We start from the raw sequence: 15,717 nt of genomic DNA on the forward strand, positions 1-15,717 counted from the left end.
GGTCAGGCGCCGGGGAGGGTGCCGAGTCCGTCGACGACCGGGATCGCCGCGAGCAGCCGCTGCGTGTAGGCGTCCTGCGGATCGGACCAGACGCGGTCGACCGGACCGTGTTCGACGATGCGACCGGCGCTCATGACCGCCACGTCGTCCGCGATGACCCGCACGACGGACAGGTCGTGGCTGATGAAGAGGAGCGCCGCACCCGTCTCGACCGCGAGCTTCCGCATGAGCTTCGCCACCCGTGCCTGCAGGGAGGCGTCGAGCGACGCGATCGGCTCGTCACCGATGAGCAGCTCGGGACCCGCCGCGATCGCCCGGGCGATCGCGATGCGCTGCCGCTGGCCGCCCGAGAACTGGTGCGGATAGCGGGTGCGGCTGGCTGCGTCGAGCTCGACGTGCTCGAGCAGCTGACCGACATCCCACGCGTCGCGCACCGGGTTGACCCGGAGGCCGTCCTCGATCTGACTCCCGACCGTGCGGCGCGGGTTCAGCGAGGCGTACGGGTTCTGGAAGACCATCTGGATCCGCAGCAGCTCGGGTGCGCGCTTCCGGAGACCCAGCTTGCCGATGGGCGTCCCGTTGAACGTGATCGCGCCACCCGAGGTCGGTTCCAGCCCGCAGACCGCTCGTGCGAGGGTCGACTTGCCGCAGCCCGACTCCCCCACCAGGCCGAGCACCTGTCGCGGCTCGAGGTCGAAGCTCACGCCGTCGACCGCGTTCAGCGTGCCGCGACCGGGCAGCTTGTACGTCACATGGACGTCGTCGAGGTGCAGCAGCGTCATGACGCCGCCTCCGTTCCCGTGTCGGGCAGCGCGTCGATGAGCGCCTTGGTGTACTCGTGCTGCGGAGCGGTGATGACCTGGTACCGGCTGCCGTGCTCGACGATCTCGCCGAGCCGCATGACCGCGATCGTGTCGGCGAGCGCCGACATCACCCCGAGGTCGTGGGTGACGAGGATGATCGCGATCCCGAGCTCGTCGCACAGCTTCCGCAGCAGGCGGAGGATGCCGGCCTGGACCGTGACGTCGAGGGCCGTGGTCGGTTCGTCGGCGATGAGCACGGACGGCTCGCACATGAGCGCCGAGGCGATCGCGATGCGCTGCAGCTGTCCCCCCGAGAACTGGTGCGGGTACTTGCGCAGCGCCGCCTCCGGGTTCGGGACGGCGACGAGGCCGAGCATCTCGAGCGCCCGCGCGTGGGCGGCCGCCTTCGAGGCTCCCGTGTGGTGCCGGTAGTGGTCGACGAGTTGGGCCTCGACCGTGAGCATGGGGTGCAGGCTCGCGGTCGGGTCCTGGAAGATCATCGCGATCTCCGTGCCGCGGTACCGGTTCATGGTGCGCTGCTTGAGGCCCACCAGCTCGGTGCCGTCGAAGCGGATGCTGCCGCCGAGGTCCGCTCCGGCCGGCAGGAGCCCGCAGATCGCGAGCCCGGTCATGGTCTTGCCGGACCCCGACTCACCGGCCAGTCCGGTGATGCGACCGGCGGGGACCTCGAGGTCGATGCCGCGGAGGATCTGTTTGGTGGCGGCGCCGCGACCGAAGCCGAGCGTGAGCCCCTCGATGACGATCCCGCCGCCACCGCCTGCTGCCTGCGTCATGTCGCGTCCTTTCGGGTCGCCCGCACCGCGTGCGCCGCTCACAGTGCGCGCCCCTGCACGGCTTCCTGCGACCGGGGGTCGAGGGCGTCGCGGAGGGCGTCGCCGAGGAAGTTGAAGGCGAGCACCACCGTGAGGATGGCGAGTCCCGGGAAGACCGCGATCCACCAGGACGAGAAGTTCTGCACCCCGTCGGACACCATCGCACCCCAGTCCGGCGTCGGCGGGACGGCACCGAGACCGAGGAACGAGAGACCCGACAGCAGCAGGATGGCCGTACCGACGTCGAGTGTGGCGAGCACGACGACCGGCGACACGACGTTCGGCAGGATGTCCTTGCCGAGCGAGGTGAACGGCCCGTTGCCGAGCAGACGACCGGCGATGACGTACTCAGCGCCTCGTGCCCCGATGACGAGCGAACGCGTCACGCGGGCATAGGCCGGCCACGACACGATGAGCATCGCGATGACGGCGTTCGTGAGGCTCGGGCCGAGCGCAGCGGCGATGACCATCGCGAGGATGATCGTCGGGAACGCGAACACGAGGTCGGCGATCCGCATGATGGTCTCGTCGAGGGCCTTGCCGAAGTAGCCGGCGATCGCCCCGAGGAGCGAACCGATGAGCATCGCGAAGATCACGAGCATGAGGGCGAGCGGGATCGAGACCTGCGCGCCGCTGACGACCCGGGACAGGACGTCGCGGCCCACCTGGTCGGTGCCGAACCAGTGCGCGGCACTCGGGGCCTGCAGCCGGTCGAAGTCCTGGGCGAGCGGGTCGAACGGCCGGATCCACGGCGCGAGCACCGCGACGAGCAGCCAGAAGAGCACGATGACGCCACCCGCGACGGCGAGCGGGGTGCGCAGCTGCTTCGAGATGCGGAGGCGGCCCTTGCGCTTGGTCTGGACGGCGAGGACGTCGGTCATGCCACCCTCACTCTCGGGTCGATGAAGCCGTACAGCACGTCGACCAGGAAGTTCAGGCCGATGTACACGAAGCCGACGATGAGCCCGACGCCCATGATCGCGGGCAGGTCGAGTTTGGTCGCCGCGGAGTACGCGTACTCGCCGAGGCCGTGCCACGAGTACACCTTCTCGACGAGGACCGTTCCGGACAGCAGCGATCCGAAGGCGACGCCGAGCACGGTGATGATGGGGACGAGCGCACCGCGGAGCACGTACCGGGTCACGACGACGTGGCCGGGAAGGCCTTTCGCCCGCGCTGCCCGCACGTAGTCGAGGTCGAGCACCTCCAGGATCGCCGACCGCGCGAACCGGGTGAGCAGGCCGATCGTGTAGAGCGCCAGGACGGAGGCGGGCAGGATCAGGTGGGCGATGGCGTCGCCGAAGGTGGACCACTGGCCGGCGAGCAACGCGTCGATCGTGTACATCCCGGTGACCTTCGGCGGCGGGATCGCCGCGGGTGAGAGTCGCCCGGAGCCCGGGAACCAGTGCAGCTGGGAGAAGAACACGAAGTAGACGACGAGTGCGAGCCAGAACGACGGTACCGAGATGCCGATGAGGCTCACGACCCGGATGACCTGGTCGGTGATCGTCTTCCGGCGCAGCGCGGCCCACATGCCGAGGCCGACGCCGATGACGATCGAGATGACGATGGCGGTGAGGGCCAGTTCGGCCGTTGCCGGGAAGGCGCGACCGAGCTCGTCCGCGACGGCGCCCCGGGTCTGCTGCGAGGTCCCGAGGTCACCCTGGAACAGGTTCGCGACGTAGGTGACGTACTGGACGGGCAATGGCTTGTCGAGGCCGGCGTTCTCGCGGAACTGCGCGACGATCGTCGGGTCCGCTGCGGCCTGCTCACCGAGCGCCGCCTGCACGGGGTCGGCGGGGACGAGGTTGGTCAGCGTGAAGGTGACGAGCGTCACCCCGAACATCAGGAGGACCGTGAGTCCGAGCCGGATGCCGAGGTAGCGCGCGAGCGGGTGGAGACCCGCTCGCGCGCTGGACGTCGTCGGTGCGACGCTACTTGATTCCGGCAAGGTCGACGGTCCACGTCGGGTTCAGCGGAACCTCGGTGATCGTGGTCGCGGTGACCACGTTCTGCGCCGGCTGCAGGAGCGGGATGAACGGTCCGCTCGCGTTCTGCGCCTTCTGGAGGTCCTGGTACGCGGCGGCACGGGCGTCCGTGTCGGTCGCGGCGAGCGCCGCGTTCGCGAGGTCGGTCACGGTCGGGTCGGCGCCTGCCGGCCAGCCCGCGCGGAGGCCGACGAGCTCACCCGGCGTGAACGCGAGGTAGTTCGACGGGTCCGGGAAGTCCGGGCCCCAGTACCAGAGACCCACGGTCTCCTTGCCGTCGCGGTAGGCGTCCAGTTCGGTGGCGACCGGAGCCGGGGCCAGCGTGATGGTGATGCCGACCGACTTCAGCTGCGCCTGGACCGATTCAGCGATGCTCTGGAGCGACAGCCCCTGCACCGTGATGTCATTCGGGAAGTTCAGCGTGACGGCTTCGCCGGCGTACCCGGACTCCTTGAGCGAAGCCTTCGCCGCATCGGCGTCGAACTGGTTGCCGTCGGCGGCGTCGAGCGCCCCGTTGAAGATCGAGGGGATGAAGCCACCGGGACGGACGGAACCGTCGCCAGCGAGGTCGACGATCTTGTCGTAGTCGATGCCGAGCTTGACGGCCTCGAGGAACTTCGGGTTGCTCGTGATGTCGCTGATCGCGGGGTCCTGGTTGAGCATGAGGAAGATCATGTAGCGCGAGGGGTTCGCGATGATCTTCACCTTCGAGTCGTCGAGCTCGGAGACCTGGTCGGGGTTCAGATCGAGGGCGACCTGCGAGTCACCGGCCTCGACGTTGAGCTTCTGCGTCGGGCCCTGCACGTTGCGGAGGACGACGCGCTCGTACGCGGGCTTGGTCCCCGTGTACTCGGGGTTCGCCGTGAAGACGACCTGCGAGGCGGCGTCGAAGGACTCGAGCTTGTACGGGCCGGAGCCCGCGGACGTCGTGTTGAGGAACGACTCGGCCGCATCGTCGGCGGTCGCGCTGCCACCGTTCTCCTCGACGACCTTCTTGTTCACGACACCGAGGGCCGGGTTCGGAAGGATGAACGGGAGGGCGGGGTTCGGCGTCGCTGAGGTGAGCGTGAGCGTCGTGTCCGAGGTCTTCTCGATCGTGACGCCGTCGAGCAGGAAGGACGGGTTGCCCTTCACGCCCTGGACGCGCTGCAGCGAGAACACCGCGTCGTCGACGGTCACGTCGGAGCCGTCGGAGAACTTCTTGCCGTCCTTCATCGTGAGGGTCATCACCGTGTTGTCGGCGTTCATCTCGTAACTCGCGAGGCCGTCGACGGGGGCGGTGACGTCGTCGTCCTTGAAGGTGAGGAGGGTCTCGTAGAGCGCCTTCGCGACGATCGAGCCGGTGGTCTCGTACTCGCGGTTCGGGTCGGCGGTCTTGAGGTCGAAGGACGCGTCGACGACGAGCGACTTGCCCGCGCTGTCATCGGAGCCGCCTGAGGGGGAACAGGCGCTGAGCGCGAGGCCGGCGGCGAGGGCGAGGCCGAGGGCCGCCATGCCGCGCCGGCTGGTGCGGCTGAAGGATCGTGACAAGGTGGAGCTCCTTATCTGGTTGGAGGGATGAGCTGAAAGTAGTGCGATACGCGATCATTCGTCAATCCACAAGCCGTTACCAAAGAAGAATTGTCTCGATTTCGCGGCGAATCTGCCATATCCTCTCAATCGACCGCCAGGACCACCGCCGAATCTGGACGTTTGGAGCAATCGATGCAACTCGACGACACCCACATCCGCATGTTGGAGCTGCTCCGGGAGGACGGGCGGGCTTCGGTCGCCGCACTCGCCGAAGAGCTCGGGATCTCCCGTTCGAACGCCTACTCGCGGTATGAGGCCATGCTCCGCGCCGGCGTCCTGAAGGGGGTCCACGCGGAGATCGAGCCGGCGACGGTCGGACTCGGCGTCGCGGCGATGGTCTTCATCACGCTGCGCCAGAGCCAGTGGGCCGATTTCCGCGCGCGGCTGTCCTCGGTCCCCGAGCTGGAGTACTTCGCCGTAACGACCGGCGAGCACGACGCGATGATGCTGATCCGGGCCCCCGACGTGGCGGCGATCCACGAACTGGTCGCCACCCGGCTCGCACAGTGGCCGTCCATCAAGGCGACGACGACCGTCTTCCTCATGGACGAGGAGCGGTCGAACGTGTCGCTCCGCATGACGAGGTCCGAGCGCACGAGCGTCGAGGACTCCGGCGAGCGCTTCGGCATGACCCGATTCGTCCGGACGAGCGACGAGCGCGCCCAGCGGGTGCCGGAGCGACGCGGACGCTGACCCGTCGGCGGTGGCGTGCCGACCCCGACCGGTTCAGGCGGCGACGATCTCCCGACAGATGCTGACATGAGCCTGTCCGTCCGGACCGATGAAGTCCTCGGTGAGGATGAACGAGCCGTCCTCGGCGCGGGAGATGATCGAGCTCGCTTCGCCGCGCGTCGTCAGGTCGCCGGCACGGTTGCGGTGCACGAACGAGATGTCGATGCGTTCGCCGGTGCGCACCCCGCAGAACCGTCCGACGGAGACGGTGTCACCGACGTATTCGCCCCACAGCACGCCGTGCGTCTCGTGGTAGACGAATCGCGTGGGCGCGTCGGCGTCGACGACGCTCGCGGACGACGAAACCATGTCGAACACCTTCGCGTCGAGGTTGAAGTCGAGCGTGGCGCTGGTGCCGGTGTCGGCGGTTCCTGTCATGCCGTCATTCTGCGGAGGCGTCCGAACAGGTGTCAACCTGCCGACGATCCGTCCATCCGGTCCATCACCTGAGCCGGTCTGACAGGACGAAACGACGGATCAGACGGTGCAGACGAGATGTTCCGCTGGCTCCGGAGGTCGCAGCTTGACGGCGTCCACCGCGGGTGGCTTACTGATGTCCATGTGTCCAGACAGCCTGCAGTTCCGCGACCCCCGCACCCAGCCACTCCCCCGGGACGACGCGTTCCGCGAGTACCTCGCGACGGGCTGGGGTGCGGTGGACCGCTCAGTGGACCTCGCCGAGGGTGCCGGCGCAGCCGCCGGACGTCACCGCGACGCCATCAGCGCGCAGTTCCCCGGCCACTGGCTCGTGGTCACCGCGGGACGCGCCGTGACGCGCGCGAACGACACCGAGTTCCCGTTCCGTCCGGACAGCGACTTCGTGTGGCTCACCTCCTGTCAGGCGGAGGGCGCGGTCCTGGTGATGCGGCCGACCGCCGGTGGGCACGACGCGACGCTGTACCTCGCCGAGCCCGTCGGTCCCGGTGAGGAGGCGTTCTACGCCGACGCCATGCGCGGCGAGCTCTGGATCGGCCCGTCCGCCGGACTCCCCCAGTGGGCGGAGGCGCTCGGCATCGAGGTCCGCTCCCTCGAGGTGTTGGACGAGTCCCTCGCGCTCGTGCCCGCCGACGCACTCCGCGCAGGCGCCCCGGAGCCCCGGGTCGACGGTCGATTCGCGGCGTCGCGAGCGCTCCTCATCGCCCTGTCCGCCGCGAAGCTCCTCAAGGACGACTGGGAGATCGCGCAGCTCCGCGCCGCCGTGGACGCGACGGTCGGCGGGTTCCGCTCGGTCGTGCGCGAACTGCCCGCCGCCATCGAGTTCGGCGGAGAGCGCTGGTTGCAGTCGACCTTCGAGCGCTACGCCCGCACGTTCGGCAACGGTGTCGGGTACTCGACCATCATCGGCAGCGGGCCACACGCTCCCACGCTGCACTGGACGCGCTGCGACGGTCCGGTCCTCCCCGAGCACCTCATCCTCATGGACGCCGGCGTCGAAGCCCGCTCGCTGTACACCGCCGACGTCACGAGGACCTTCCCGGCGAGCGGGTCGTATTCCGCGGCCCAGCGCGAGGTCCACGACCACGTCGAGCGGGCCCACCGTGCCGCGATGTCGCAGGTCGGCCCCGGCCGCTCGTTCATCGACATGCGGAACACGGCGTACGAGCAGATCGCCACGAGCCTTCGCGACCTCGGCATCCTGCAGGTGTCGGTCGACGAGGCGATGTCGCCGAACGGCCAGCAGCACCGCCGCTACCTGCCGAGCGGCACCGGCCACCACCTCGGACTCGACGTGCACGACTGCGCCCGCATCGGCGACGAGCGGTACCTCGACGAGCCGCTGCAGCCGGGCGCCGTCCTGACGGTCGAACCAGGTCTCTACTTCCACGCGAACGACCTCACCGTGCCGCCGGAGCTGCGCGGCATCGGCGTCCGCATCGAGGATGACCTGCTCGTGACCGCCACCGGACACGAGGTCCTCTCCGCGGCACTCCCGATCAGCGCGGACGGTCTCGAGGCCTGGTTGCGGAGCTGACCGACGGTTCGCAACGCAGGACGGTCACCGCGTGTCGCGGCCCTTCCGTTCGGTGCTGCCAGCGACTCGCCCGGTGCGTCCTGCGTTGCGAACGAGCCTAGGCTTGCACGGTGAGTCAGCCCGACGCCCCCATGCGCACCGCCGTCCGCCCGAGCCCCGGCGTCCTCGCGACCCTGCGGAACCCCAGCGCCTTCAGCGTCGAGATCCTCGCCGGAATCGTCACGACGCTGGCGCTCATCCCCGAGGTCATCTCCTTCTCGATCATCGCCGGCGTCGACCCGAAGGTCAGCCTCATCGCCTCCGTGGTCCTCGCGATCTCGATGTCGATCCTCGGCGGGCGTCCGGCGATGATCACGGCCGCCGCGGGCGCCGTCGCCCTGGTCGTCGCGCCGCTCGTCAAGGAACACGGCGTGGAGTACCTGCTCCCCGCGGTGATCCTCGCGGGCCTCATCCAGATCGTGTTCGGCGTCACCGGTCTCTCCCGACTCATGCGGTTCATCCCCCGCTCGGTGATGATCGGCTTCGTCAACGCGCTCGGCATCCTCATCTTCGTCGCCCAGGTCCCCCACCTGCTCGGCGTCCCGTGGCTCGTCTACCCGCTGTTCGTCATCACGGTCCTGATCGTCCTGCTGCTCCCCAAGCTCACCACCGCGGTGCCGGCGCCGCTCGTCGCCATCGTCGTCGTCACCGCGATCACGATGATCGCGCACGCCGCCGTGCCGACCGTCGGCGACCAGGGCGACGTCTCCGGCGGCCTCCCCGGGTTGACCGCGCTGCTCGTGCCGCTGAACCTCGAGACGCTCGGCATCATCTGGCCGACCGCGCTGAGCGTCGCGTTCGTGGGGCTCATGGAGACCCTCCTCACGGCGAAACTCGTCGACGACATCACCGACACGACGTCGTCGAAGGGGCGCGAATCGTGGGCCCTCGGCGTCGCCAACATCCTGGCCGGTTGGTACGGCGGGATCGCCGGCTGCGCGATGATCGGTCAGACGGTCGTCAACGTCAAACTGGGCCGCGCTCGGACGAGGATCTCCACCTTCGTCGCCGGCGTCTTCCTCCTGCTGCTCGTGACCGCGCTCAGCCCGGTGATGGCGCAGATCCCGATGGTCGCGCTGGCCGCCGTGATGATGATCGTCGCCATCAAGACCGTCGATTGGCACAGCGTGCGCCCGGCGACCCTGCGACGGATGCCGATCCCCGAGACGGTCGTGATGGTGGTGACCGTCGCGGTGGTCGTCGTCACCCACAACCTCGCGATCGGCGTCGCCGCAGGAGCGGTCCTCGCCATGGTGCTCTTCGCGCGACGCGTGGCCCACGTCATCCGCGTCCGCCGGGTCCTCGCGGACGACGCCACCTCCGTCCGGTACAGCGTCATCGGCCCCCTGTTCTTCGGCAGCAGCAACGACCTGGTCGAGCAGTTCGACTACGCGGCCGACCCTGCGGACGTCGTCGTCGACTTCACCGCCTCGCAGATCTGGGACGCCTCGAGCGTCGCCGTCCTCGACGCCGTGCAGGAGAAGTACGCCGCACACGGCAAGCAGGTCGTGTTCACCGGACTCGACGAACGCAGCTCGGCCTTCCACGGGAAGCTCACCGGCCACCTCTGAGCCGATCGCTCCGGCACCACCTCAGAGGTGCAGCACTCGCCGGAGCCCCGCGTCCAGATCCAGTGACAGGGTGACGGGCACCCTTCCGGCGGCCGGACCGAGGTCGTCCTCATCGAGGGTGAGCAGCTGCGTGGTGTTCACGACCGAATCCTTCGGCAGGCCGGAAGCCGCAGCAGGGAGGAACACGTTGCCCGGGAGCTCGGCGAGCGCCGTGTTCGACGTGACGACCGCGACGATCACGGTCCGGAGTGCGCTCCGCGTGTAGGCGTCATGTTGGACGACGACGACCGGGCGCCGACCGGCGGGCGCACTCCCCCATTCGCGAGGGCCGAGATCGACCCATCGGATGTCACCGCGGCGGGTCCACGGTACGCAGCCCAGGTCGGTCGCGGCCTGGCCGGCGCAGCAGGGGTGGAGAGGAGCTTCGCAAGCCGAGCTGTGGAGGACTGAAGTCGCCGATTCGCAGGCCACCAGAGGATGATGGAGTCATGGCAGAAACCGGAACGCCCAGAGTCGCGGTCTACATCGACTTCGACAACATCGTCATCTCGCGCTACAACCAGCTCTACGGGAAGGCGGCGTTCAGCCGGGATCGTGCGCGGTCCCACGTGCCCTCCGCCGCACCCGAAGGCGACGAGATCTCCGAGCGCCTGCAGGCCGCTCGCGTCGACGTCGGCGCCATCCTCGACTACACCTCGTCGTTCGGGAACATCGTCATCAGCCGTTCCTACGCCGACTGGTCCGAGCCGGTCAACTCCGCGTACCAGAAGGACCTCGTGGACCGCGCGGTCGACCTGACGCAGATGTTCCCCACGACGAAGGCGATGAAGAACGGTGCCGACATCCGCCTCGCCGTCGACGTCGTCGAGGACCTCTTCCGCCTCCCCGACCTCACGCACATCGTGATCGTCGCCGGCGACTCGGACTACATCTCCCTCGCGCAGCGCTGCCGACGCCTCGGACGCCACGTGATCGGGATCGGTGTCGCCGGTGCGACGAGTCGTGCGCTCATGGCGGCGTGCGACGAGTTCTCCGACTACGACGACATCCCCGGGATCGTCCGCCCGGTCGTCACGCGCACGCCCCGCACCCCTGCCGCCGTCGAGAGCACGGCGGAGGTGTCCTCTGAGACACCGAAGTCCGCACCCAAGTCCGGAGGGCGTCGTCGCGCCTCGTCCGGGTCCGCGCCGACGGCCGAAGCACCGGTCGCCCAGACACCTCCGCGGATCGGCGGCCTCTTCACCGAGCCGGTCTTCAGCCACCGCGACGCCGACGACCTGGACGACTCCGACGACGAGACCGCGGACCCCTCCGGTCCCGACGCACAGCGCGCGGCGACGAAGCTCCTGGTGCGCGCACTCCGCCTCGTGCACGCCAAGAACGACGACGAGGACTGGCTGCTGAACGCCGAGGTGAAGAACCAGATGATCCGCATGGATCCGGCGTTCAAGGAGAAGCCGCTCGGCTACCGCTCGTTCAGCGACTTCATCAACTCGCGCTCGGACCTCGTCGAGGTGAACCCGGACGCGAGCCCCGATGGACGACGGCTGCGGCTGCGCGAACTGGGTTGAGCCCGACCCCGCGGCAGGAGATCAGCCTCGCAGCAGGACCGTCCGCCTTCGGGCGTCCTGCTCCCGCGCGGTTCTCCTGCTGCGGCGGTGCTCAGGCGCCCCGGAAGAACGCCTGGACCGCCGCACTCAGAGCGGTCGGATCGTCGATGTGGCACAACTCGCGGGCGGAGTGCATCGACAGCAGCGGCGTCCCGACGTCGACCGTCCGGATGCCGAGTCGCGTCGCGGTGAGCGGGCCGATGGTCGAGCCGCACGGCACCGTGTTGTTCGACACGAAGTCCTGCGACGGCACACCTGCGGCGGCGCAGCTCCGGGCCCACAGCGCGGCCCCGAGGGCGTCGGTCGCGTAGCGCTGGTTCGCATTGATCTTGAGGAGCGGACCGCCACCGGCGATCGGCCGGTTGGCCGGGTCGTGGCGTTCCGGGTAGTTCGGGTGGATCGCGTGGCCGGCGTCCGCTGACAGGCACCAGGAGGCCGCGTAGGCCTGGAGCCGTTCGGACACCGTCGCCCCCAGCGACGCACCGATGCGGGTGAGGACGTCGTCGAGGAACGGACCGCTGGCGCCGGAGGTCGAGGCCGAACCGAGCTCCTCGTGGTCGAAGGCGGCGAAGACCGTGATGTGTCCGGCGTGGTCGGTCGCTCCCCCGTCACTCGCGGCCAGCAGTGCCGCGAGTCCGGCGTGGACCGAGGTCAGGTTGTCCATGCGTCCGGCGGCGAACAGCTGCCCGTCGAGACCGAATCGCCGCGGCTCCTGGGTGTCGGCCACGAGCACATCGTACCCGGCGATCGCGGTGGGATCGATGCCTGCGATCGCCGCCAGGTGCGCGAGCACGTCGGCGTGGGCGAGGTCACCGACCCCGTACACCGGCTGCAGGTGACGCTGGCGATCGAGGACGAGGCCGTCGTTGGCGCTTCGGTCGAGGTGCACGGCGAGCTGCGGGATGCGCAGGAACGGTCCGGTCCGGACGAGGTGCACGGTCCCGTCGAGCGTCACCAGGCGTCCGGCGAGTTCGAGCTCGCGGTCGAGCCAGGAGTTGAGGAGCGGTCCGCCGTAGACCTCCACCCCGGCCTGCAGCCACCCGTGGGCGCCGGTCGTCGGCTTCGGCTTGAGCTTGAAGCTCGGCGAGTCCGTGTGCGAGCCGAGGATGCGGAACGGCGTCGTGGCGTGCGCCTGCTCGGGCTGCACCCAGGCGATCACCGCACCCTCGCGTTCGACGAAGAACGGGCCGGCGCCACCGTCCCAGGGCTCGGTCTCGAGCCGCCGGGTGAAGCCGGCCGCCGTGAGGCGCCGAGCGCTCTCCGCGACCGCGTGATACGAGGTGGGCGAGGCGACGATGAAGTCGGCGAGGTCGGTGATGTGGGCGACGGAGTCCATCCCACCATCCTCCCACCACCCACGCACCCGGCACGTGGATGCACCAGGCCCTACCCTGGACGGGTGACGAAGACCCGCAGCGACCTCATCGGGCCCGCAAGCGGCCTGTCCGAGGATCGTCGCGGACGGATCGCACGCATCGTCGACGGTTGGTTCTTCGCCTTCGGCACGGCTGCGGCCGTCTTCCTGGCCTACGTGCTGCTCACCGAGGCGTTCGCCCGCGGTTGGGCCCAAGCCTGGTTCATCCTCGTCATCTACCTCGTCATCGCCTACCTGATCCTCCCCCGCCTGCACACCGTGCTGTCGCGCGTCTACCTGCCCGACTACTTCATCGGACGCACTCGCACGCGCGAGGGCATCCTCGGTGATCCCGTGAACCTCGGCCTCCGGGGTCGGGAGGAGCAGATCCACATGGCGATGCTCTCGGCGGGCTGGACGCTCGCCGACGACCTCGGGCTGCGCGCGAACCTGCGGATCGTGACCTCGACGCTGACCAGGCGCAGCTACTCGGAGGCGCCCGTCTCGTCGCTCTACCTGTTCGGTCGCCGCCAGGCGTTCTGCTACCAGCAGGAGGTCGACGGCAGTCCGGGGAAGCGGCACCACGTCCGGTTCTGGCCGACACCAGCGGGCTGGCTGCTCCCGGGCGGATACCAGGCGGATTGGTTGGCCGCCGGGACGTACGACCGATCGGTCGGGATCAGCATCTTCACGCTGCAGGTGACCCACCGGATCGCCGACGACGTCGACGACGAGCGCGATCACATCGTCGCGTCGATCGCGGCGGCGGAGGTCGGAGCGACGACGTCCGTGATCGAGAAGTTCTCCACCGGCTACCACTCACGGAACGGCGGAGGCGACGCGATCGTCACCGACGGCGACCTGCCGATCATCGATCTCAGCGCGGTGGTCGTCCCGCCGGCGGCGACCCTGCCGGCCGCCGACGCTCCCCCGACGCGCTCCCTCATCCGGGCCGGCGACCCGCGGCCCCTCGACACCACCGTCGGCGTGGTCCTGATGGTCGTCGCGGCACTGTCCACCGTGCTCTCCGGCGTCCTCCTCGTCTCCGATTGGAAGCAGGTCATCTCGGAGGCCCGTGCGACGGCCGCGACGGCTGACGACGTCGTCCTCATCCCGTGGGTGGTCGGGGCCGTGCTGGCCCTGTCGGCGGTGGTGACGCTCTGCTACCTCGTCCTCGCCTGGCGGGTCCATCGGGGAGGCAACCTCGCGCGCCTGCTCGCCATGACCTTCAGCTCGACGTCCATCGCCACCCTCGCCGCGAGCTATGTCGCCGGCGCCGGCGGATTGACGCTGCAGACCAACCTGATCGGCTTCGCGGTCGACTGTTCCATCATCCTCGCCCTCTCCGGAACCGAGGCCCGTGACTGGGCCCGTGGGCGACAACGACGCACCCGGAGGACGAAAGCATGACCGACGCACCCGACCAGACGGACGAGGGGCCACGCCCCGCCACCTCGCTCAAGCGCGCGCTGCTCCTCGGCGCAGCCATCATCACGATCGTCGCCGGGCTGACGGTGCACTGGTCGGTGGCAGCGGCCTGGGCGAACCCCGTGACCAACGCGCTCTACACGGTCCTCGTCGCGCTCCTGCTGGCCTTCGCCGCCCCACGGCGTCCGCTGTGGCAGATCGCCCTCGGCGCGTTCGGCTTCTCGGCGGCGATCGAGTGCTTCCAGGCCACGGGCGTGCCGGCCGCACTCGCGGACCAGTGGCCGCCCTCGGCGCTCGTGCTGGGCACGACGTTCATCCCGACGGACTTCATCTCCTACGCCCTGGGCGCGGCGGCGTTCCTGTTCCTATCGCTCGCCATGTCGCTGGTGATCCGCTGGGTTCGCAACGACATCCTCGAACGACGCGCACGCGCGGACCGGGAGACACGGCGCCGATCGGACTCAGGACCCGCCTGACCAGCGCCCTAGCCGCGAGTCGTCTCCCCGTACTGGACGTGTTCGAGGTCGAAGACGGCCTCGGCCAACGCCGACCTCGCCGCTTCGAACTCGACGTCGTCGGGGTGGCCCACCACCCGGGCATGCTCGAGGTGCCAGGTGGCACTGCGCAGGAGTTCGACGGTGGTCGGAGCGGGGGAGGGCGCTCGCGTCGAGGCCGCGGGTGGGACTTCGGCGTTCGCCGCTCCGCCGGGGACGAACTCGATCGTGTTCGATTCCGCCGGAGTGTCGTCCTGAGCGTATGCCTTCTTCTTCATATGTCCTTCATCGAGGTCGTGGACTGCTGTGGCTTGTCGGGCGATGGGCTCCGACGGCGGCGCGGACGCCGGGGGTGGAGCCGATTCAATATATGCCAATTTGGGAATGTCCTGCTTGGAACGCTGTTCGGGTCGCGCCATGGCGAGGAGCGTGGGGACACGCCCACGGTCGTCCGGAACGTCCGAGGCACCGAGGACCTGGAACCGTTCCAGCCCCCAACGGGACCAGGCGGATGCCGTCCACGCGCAGATGGCCGCGTCGATGAGGTCCTCCCGATGCTTGTGCGCCGATTCCTTCAGCGGCGAGGGTTCCGCGGCGAGGAGCGCCGTCACCGGGTGGGTGTCGAGGTCGAGTGGCGGAGTTGCCGAGGTCAGCGCCTGCAGGCGCGAGACGAGGTCGTCACAGACCTCCGCGCGCCGTCGCCGTCGCTCGGCGGCGGGGAGACCGGGGTCGAGGCGTTTGTACCGGGGCCGCGCATCGGGGTAACCGAACTCCTCGGCACCCACCAACGTGGTGTGGGGATAGGCCTCGAAGAACACGACGGCATCCGCCGCCGGCGTGCTCAGTCCGTCGAAGTACTGGAACCCCGCCGCCTCCAGCGCCGTGAAGAGCGCGACACCACCGAGCGCGGGCAGGCCGAGGTTCGACGGGTAGGCCGAGACCTGCCAGCGCCCGTACCGCTGCCCGACCTCACGTTCACAGAGACGCATGCCGGTCTCGTTCTGGACGAGCAGAGGGGCGTCGACCGCGATCACGGAGCCCGGTGAGGCGGTGGCGACGATCCAGGCGACGACGGCGTCGATCCCCACGGCCCACCCGGCCTCGATGACCGTCCCGGTCTCGTCGATGCACACCAGTCCCGACTCGTTCGCCGCGCGGGAGCCGGTCCCCTCGCCCCAGGCGAGGTCGACTCCGAGGAAGCGGGTCACGAGCGGTTCCTTCCGGTGCAGGCGGCGAGGCACCGCCTCCCGAGCCTACTGGGCAGACGTCGACGACTCCTCGGATCCGGCGGCGGGCCGGAGGTGAGGAGCCGTCGAGCGTC

At 69.4% G+C, this 15,717-nt stretch carries 15 protein-coding genes; 6 read left to right on the top strand and 9 right to left on the bottom strand.

Annotation, left to right across the window (positions count from 1 at the left end):
* Positions 1 to 2: 2 nt before the first annotated feature.
* From HOW07_RS07765 to HOW07_RS07785, 5 genes are read right to left on the bottom strand one after another with little or no spacing between them, the layout of a single operon-like run.
* Positions 3 to 782, bottom strand: a complete 780-nt coding sequence (locus HOW07_RS07765) for an ABC transporter ATP-binding protein (RefSeq protein WP_079003721.1) — start codon at positions 780 to 782, stop codon at positions 3 to 5.
* Positions 779 to 1,597 carry an ABC transporter ATP-binding protein gene (locus HOW07_RS07770; RefSeq protein WP_064294086.1) on the bottom strand — a complete coding sequence of 273 codons (819 nt, stop codon included), beginning with the start codon at positions 1,595 to 1,597 and terminating at the stop codon, positions 779 to 781. Before HOW07_RS07770 ends, HOW07_RS07765 begins: the two co-directional genes overlap by 4 nt.
* 38 nt (positions 1,598 to 1,635) lie before the next feature.
* Entirely contained in the window at positions 1,636 to 2,517 is an 882-nt protein-coding gene (locus HOW07_RS07775) for an ABC transporter permease (protein ID WP_079704282.1), read from the bottom strand.
* Entirely contained in the window at positions 2,514 to 3,587 is a 1,074-nt protein-coding gene (locus HOW07_RS07780) for an ABC transporter permease (RefSeq protein WP_071262045.1), read from the bottom strand. The genes HOW07_RS07775 and HOW07_RS07780 overlap by 4 nt, the downstream gene beginning before the upstream one ends.
* Entirely contained in the window at positions 3,571 to 5,154 is a 1,584-nt protein-coding gene (locus tag HOW07_RS07785) for an ABC transporter substrate-binding protein (protein ID WP_217485233.1), read from the bottom strand. The genes HOW07_RS07780 and HOW07_RS07785 overlap by 17 nt, the downstream gene beginning before the upstream one ends.
* A gap of 174 nt (positions 5,155 to 5,328) precedes the next feature.
* Here HOW07_RS07785 and HOW07_RS07790 point away from each other — a divergent pair, with 174 nt between their 5' ends.
* Complete coding sequence (locus HOW07_RS07790) at positions 5,329 to 5,889, top strand: Lrp/AsnC family transcriptional regulator (protein WP_079003723.1); 561 nt, start codon at positions 5,329 to 5,331, stop codon at positions 5,887 to 5,889.
* A 33-nt stretch (positions 5,890 to 5,922) separates the two neighbouring features.
* Here the strand turns inward: HOW07_RS07790 and HOW07_RS07795 are convergent, their stop codons facing one another.
* Positions 5,923 to 6,306 carry a hypothetical protein gene (locus HOW07_RS07795; RefSeq protein ID WP_082915870.1) on the bottom strand — a complete coding sequence of 128 codons (384 nt, stop codon included), beginning with the start codon at positions 6,304 to 6,306 and terminating at the stop codon, positions 5,923 to 5,925.
* A 175-nt stretch (positions 6,307 to 6,481) separates the two neighbouring features.
* Between HOW07_RS07795 and HOW07_RS07800 the strand changes: the two genes are divergently transcribed.
* Positions 6,482 to 7,900, top strand: a complete 1,419-nt coding sequence (locus HOW07_RS07800; RefSeq protein WP_175116587.1) for an aminopeptidase P family protein — start codon at positions 6,482 to 6,484, stop codon at positions 7,898 to 7,900.
* 131 nt (positions 7,901 to 8,031) lie between these two features.
* Positions 8,032 to 9,510, top strand: coding sequence for a SulP family inorganic anion transporter (locus tag HOW07_RS07805; RefSeq protein ID WP_121292759.1), 1,479 nt, complete (start codon positions 8,032 to 8,034; stop codon positions 9,508 to 9,510).
* Positions 9,511 to 9,531: 21 nt separating this feature from the next.
* Here HOW07_RS07805 and HOW07_RS07810 read toward each other — a convergent pair whose 3' ends face one another.
* Positions 9,532 to 9,981, bottom strand: coding sequence for a type II toxin-antitoxin system PemK/MazF family toxin (locus HOW07_RS07810; RefSeq protein WP_371743611.1), 450 nt, complete (start codon positions 9,979 to 9,981; stop codon positions 9,532 to 9,534).
* Positions 9,982 to 9,998: 17 nt separating this feature from the next.
* Here HOW07_RS07810 and HOW07_RS07815 point away from each other — a divergent pair, with 17 nt between their 5' ends.
* On the top strand, positions 9,999 to 11,081 hold the full coding sequence (locus HOW07_RS07815; RefSeq protein ID WP_175116588.1) for an NYN domain-containing protein: 1,083 nt from the start codon (positions 9,999 to 10,001) through the stop codon (positions 11,079 to 11,081).
* Between the two features lie 91 nt (positions 11,082 to 11,172).
* Here HOW07_RS07815 and HOW07_RS07820 read toward each other — a convergent pair whose 3' ends face one another.
* Positions 11,173 to 12,456 (bottom strand): M18 family aminopeptidase, encoded by a 1,284-nt coding sequence (locus HOW07_RS07820; protein ID WP_175116589.1) that lies wholly within the window; start codon positions 12,454 to 12,456, stop codon positions 11,173 to 11,175.
* A 63-nt stretch (positions 12,457 to 12,519) separates the two neighbouring features.
* Between HOW07_RS07820 and HOW07_RS07825 the strand changes: the two genes are divergently transcribed.
* Positions 12,520 to 13,884 (top strand): LssY C-terminal domain-containing protein, encoded by a 1,365-nt coding sequence (locus HOW07_RS07825; RefSeq protein WP_354293967.1) that lies wholly within the window; start codon positions 12,520 to 12,522, stop codon positions 13,882 to 13,884.
* The gene (locus tag HOW07_RS07830; protein ID WP_064294077.1) at positions 13,881 to 14,378 is read left to right on the top strand and encodes a DUF2809 domain-containing protein; all 498 of its coding nucleotides are present in this window, start codon (positions 13,881 to 13,883) and stop codon (positions 14,376 to 14,378) included. The genes HOW07_RS07825 and HOW07_RS07830 overlap by 4 nt, the downstream gene beginning before the upstream one ends.
* A gap of 8 nt (positions 14,379 to 14,386) precedes the next feature.
* Here HOW07_RS07830 and HOW07_RS07835 read toward each other — a convergent pair whose 3' ends face one another.
* Positions 14,387 to 15,604, bottom strand: a complete 1,218-nt coding sequence (locus tag HOW07_RS07835) for a DUF429 domain-containing protein (protein ID WP_175116590.1) — start codon at positions 15,602 to 15,604, stop codon at positions 14,387 to 14,389.
* Between the last annotated feature and the right edge of the window lie 113 nt (positions 15,605 to 15,717).

The organism is Plantibacter sp. MCCC 1A11337, from assembly GCF_013349365.1.
Lineage (GTDB): Bacteria > Actinomycetota > Actinomycetes > Actinomycetales > Microbacteriaceae > Plantibacter > Plantibacter flavus_A.

Bases quoted from the DNA above. Each gene is read 5' to 3' on its own strand.
- HOW07_RS07765 (WP_079003721.1), bottom strand. From the start codon at position 782: ATGACGCTGCTGCACCTCGACGACGTCCATGTGACGTACAAGCTGCCC.
- HOW07_RS07770 (WP_064294086.1), bottom strand. From the start codon at position 1,597: ATGACGCAGGCAGCAGGCGGTGGCGGCGGGATCGTCATCGAGGGGCTC.
- HOW07_RS07775 (WP_079704282.1), bottom strand. From the start codon at position 2,517: ATGACCGACGTCCTCGCCGTCCAGACCAAGCGCAAGGGCCGCCTCCGC.
- HOW07_RS07790 (WP_079003723.1), top strand. From the start codon at position 5,329: ATGCAACTCGACGACACCCACATCCGCATGTTGGAGCTGCTCCGGGAG.
- HOW07_RS07795 (WP_082915870.1), bottom strand. From the start codon at position 6,306: ATGACAGGAACCGCCGACACCGGCACCAGCGCCACGCTCGACTTCAAC.
- HOW07_RS07800 (WP_175116587.1), top strand. From the start codon at position 6,482: ATGTCCATGTGTCCAGACAGCCTGCAGTTCCGCGACCCCCGCACCCAG.
- HOW07_RS07805 (WP_121292759.1), top strand. From the start codon at position 8,032: ATGCGCACCGCCGTCCGCCCGAGCCCCGGCGTCCTCGCGACCCTGCGG.
- HOW07_RS07815 (WP_175116588.1), top strand. From the start codon at position 9,999: ATGGCAGAAACCGGAACGCCCAGAGTCGCGGTCTACATCGACTTCGAC.
- HOW07_RS07820 (WP_175116589.1), bottom strand. From the start codon at position 12,456: ATGGACTCCGTCGCCCACATCACCGACCTCGCCGACTTCATCGTCGCC.
- HOW07_RS07830 (WP_064294077.1), top strand. From the start codon at position 13,881: ATGACCGACGCACCCGACCAGACGGACGAGGGGCCACGCCCCGCCACC.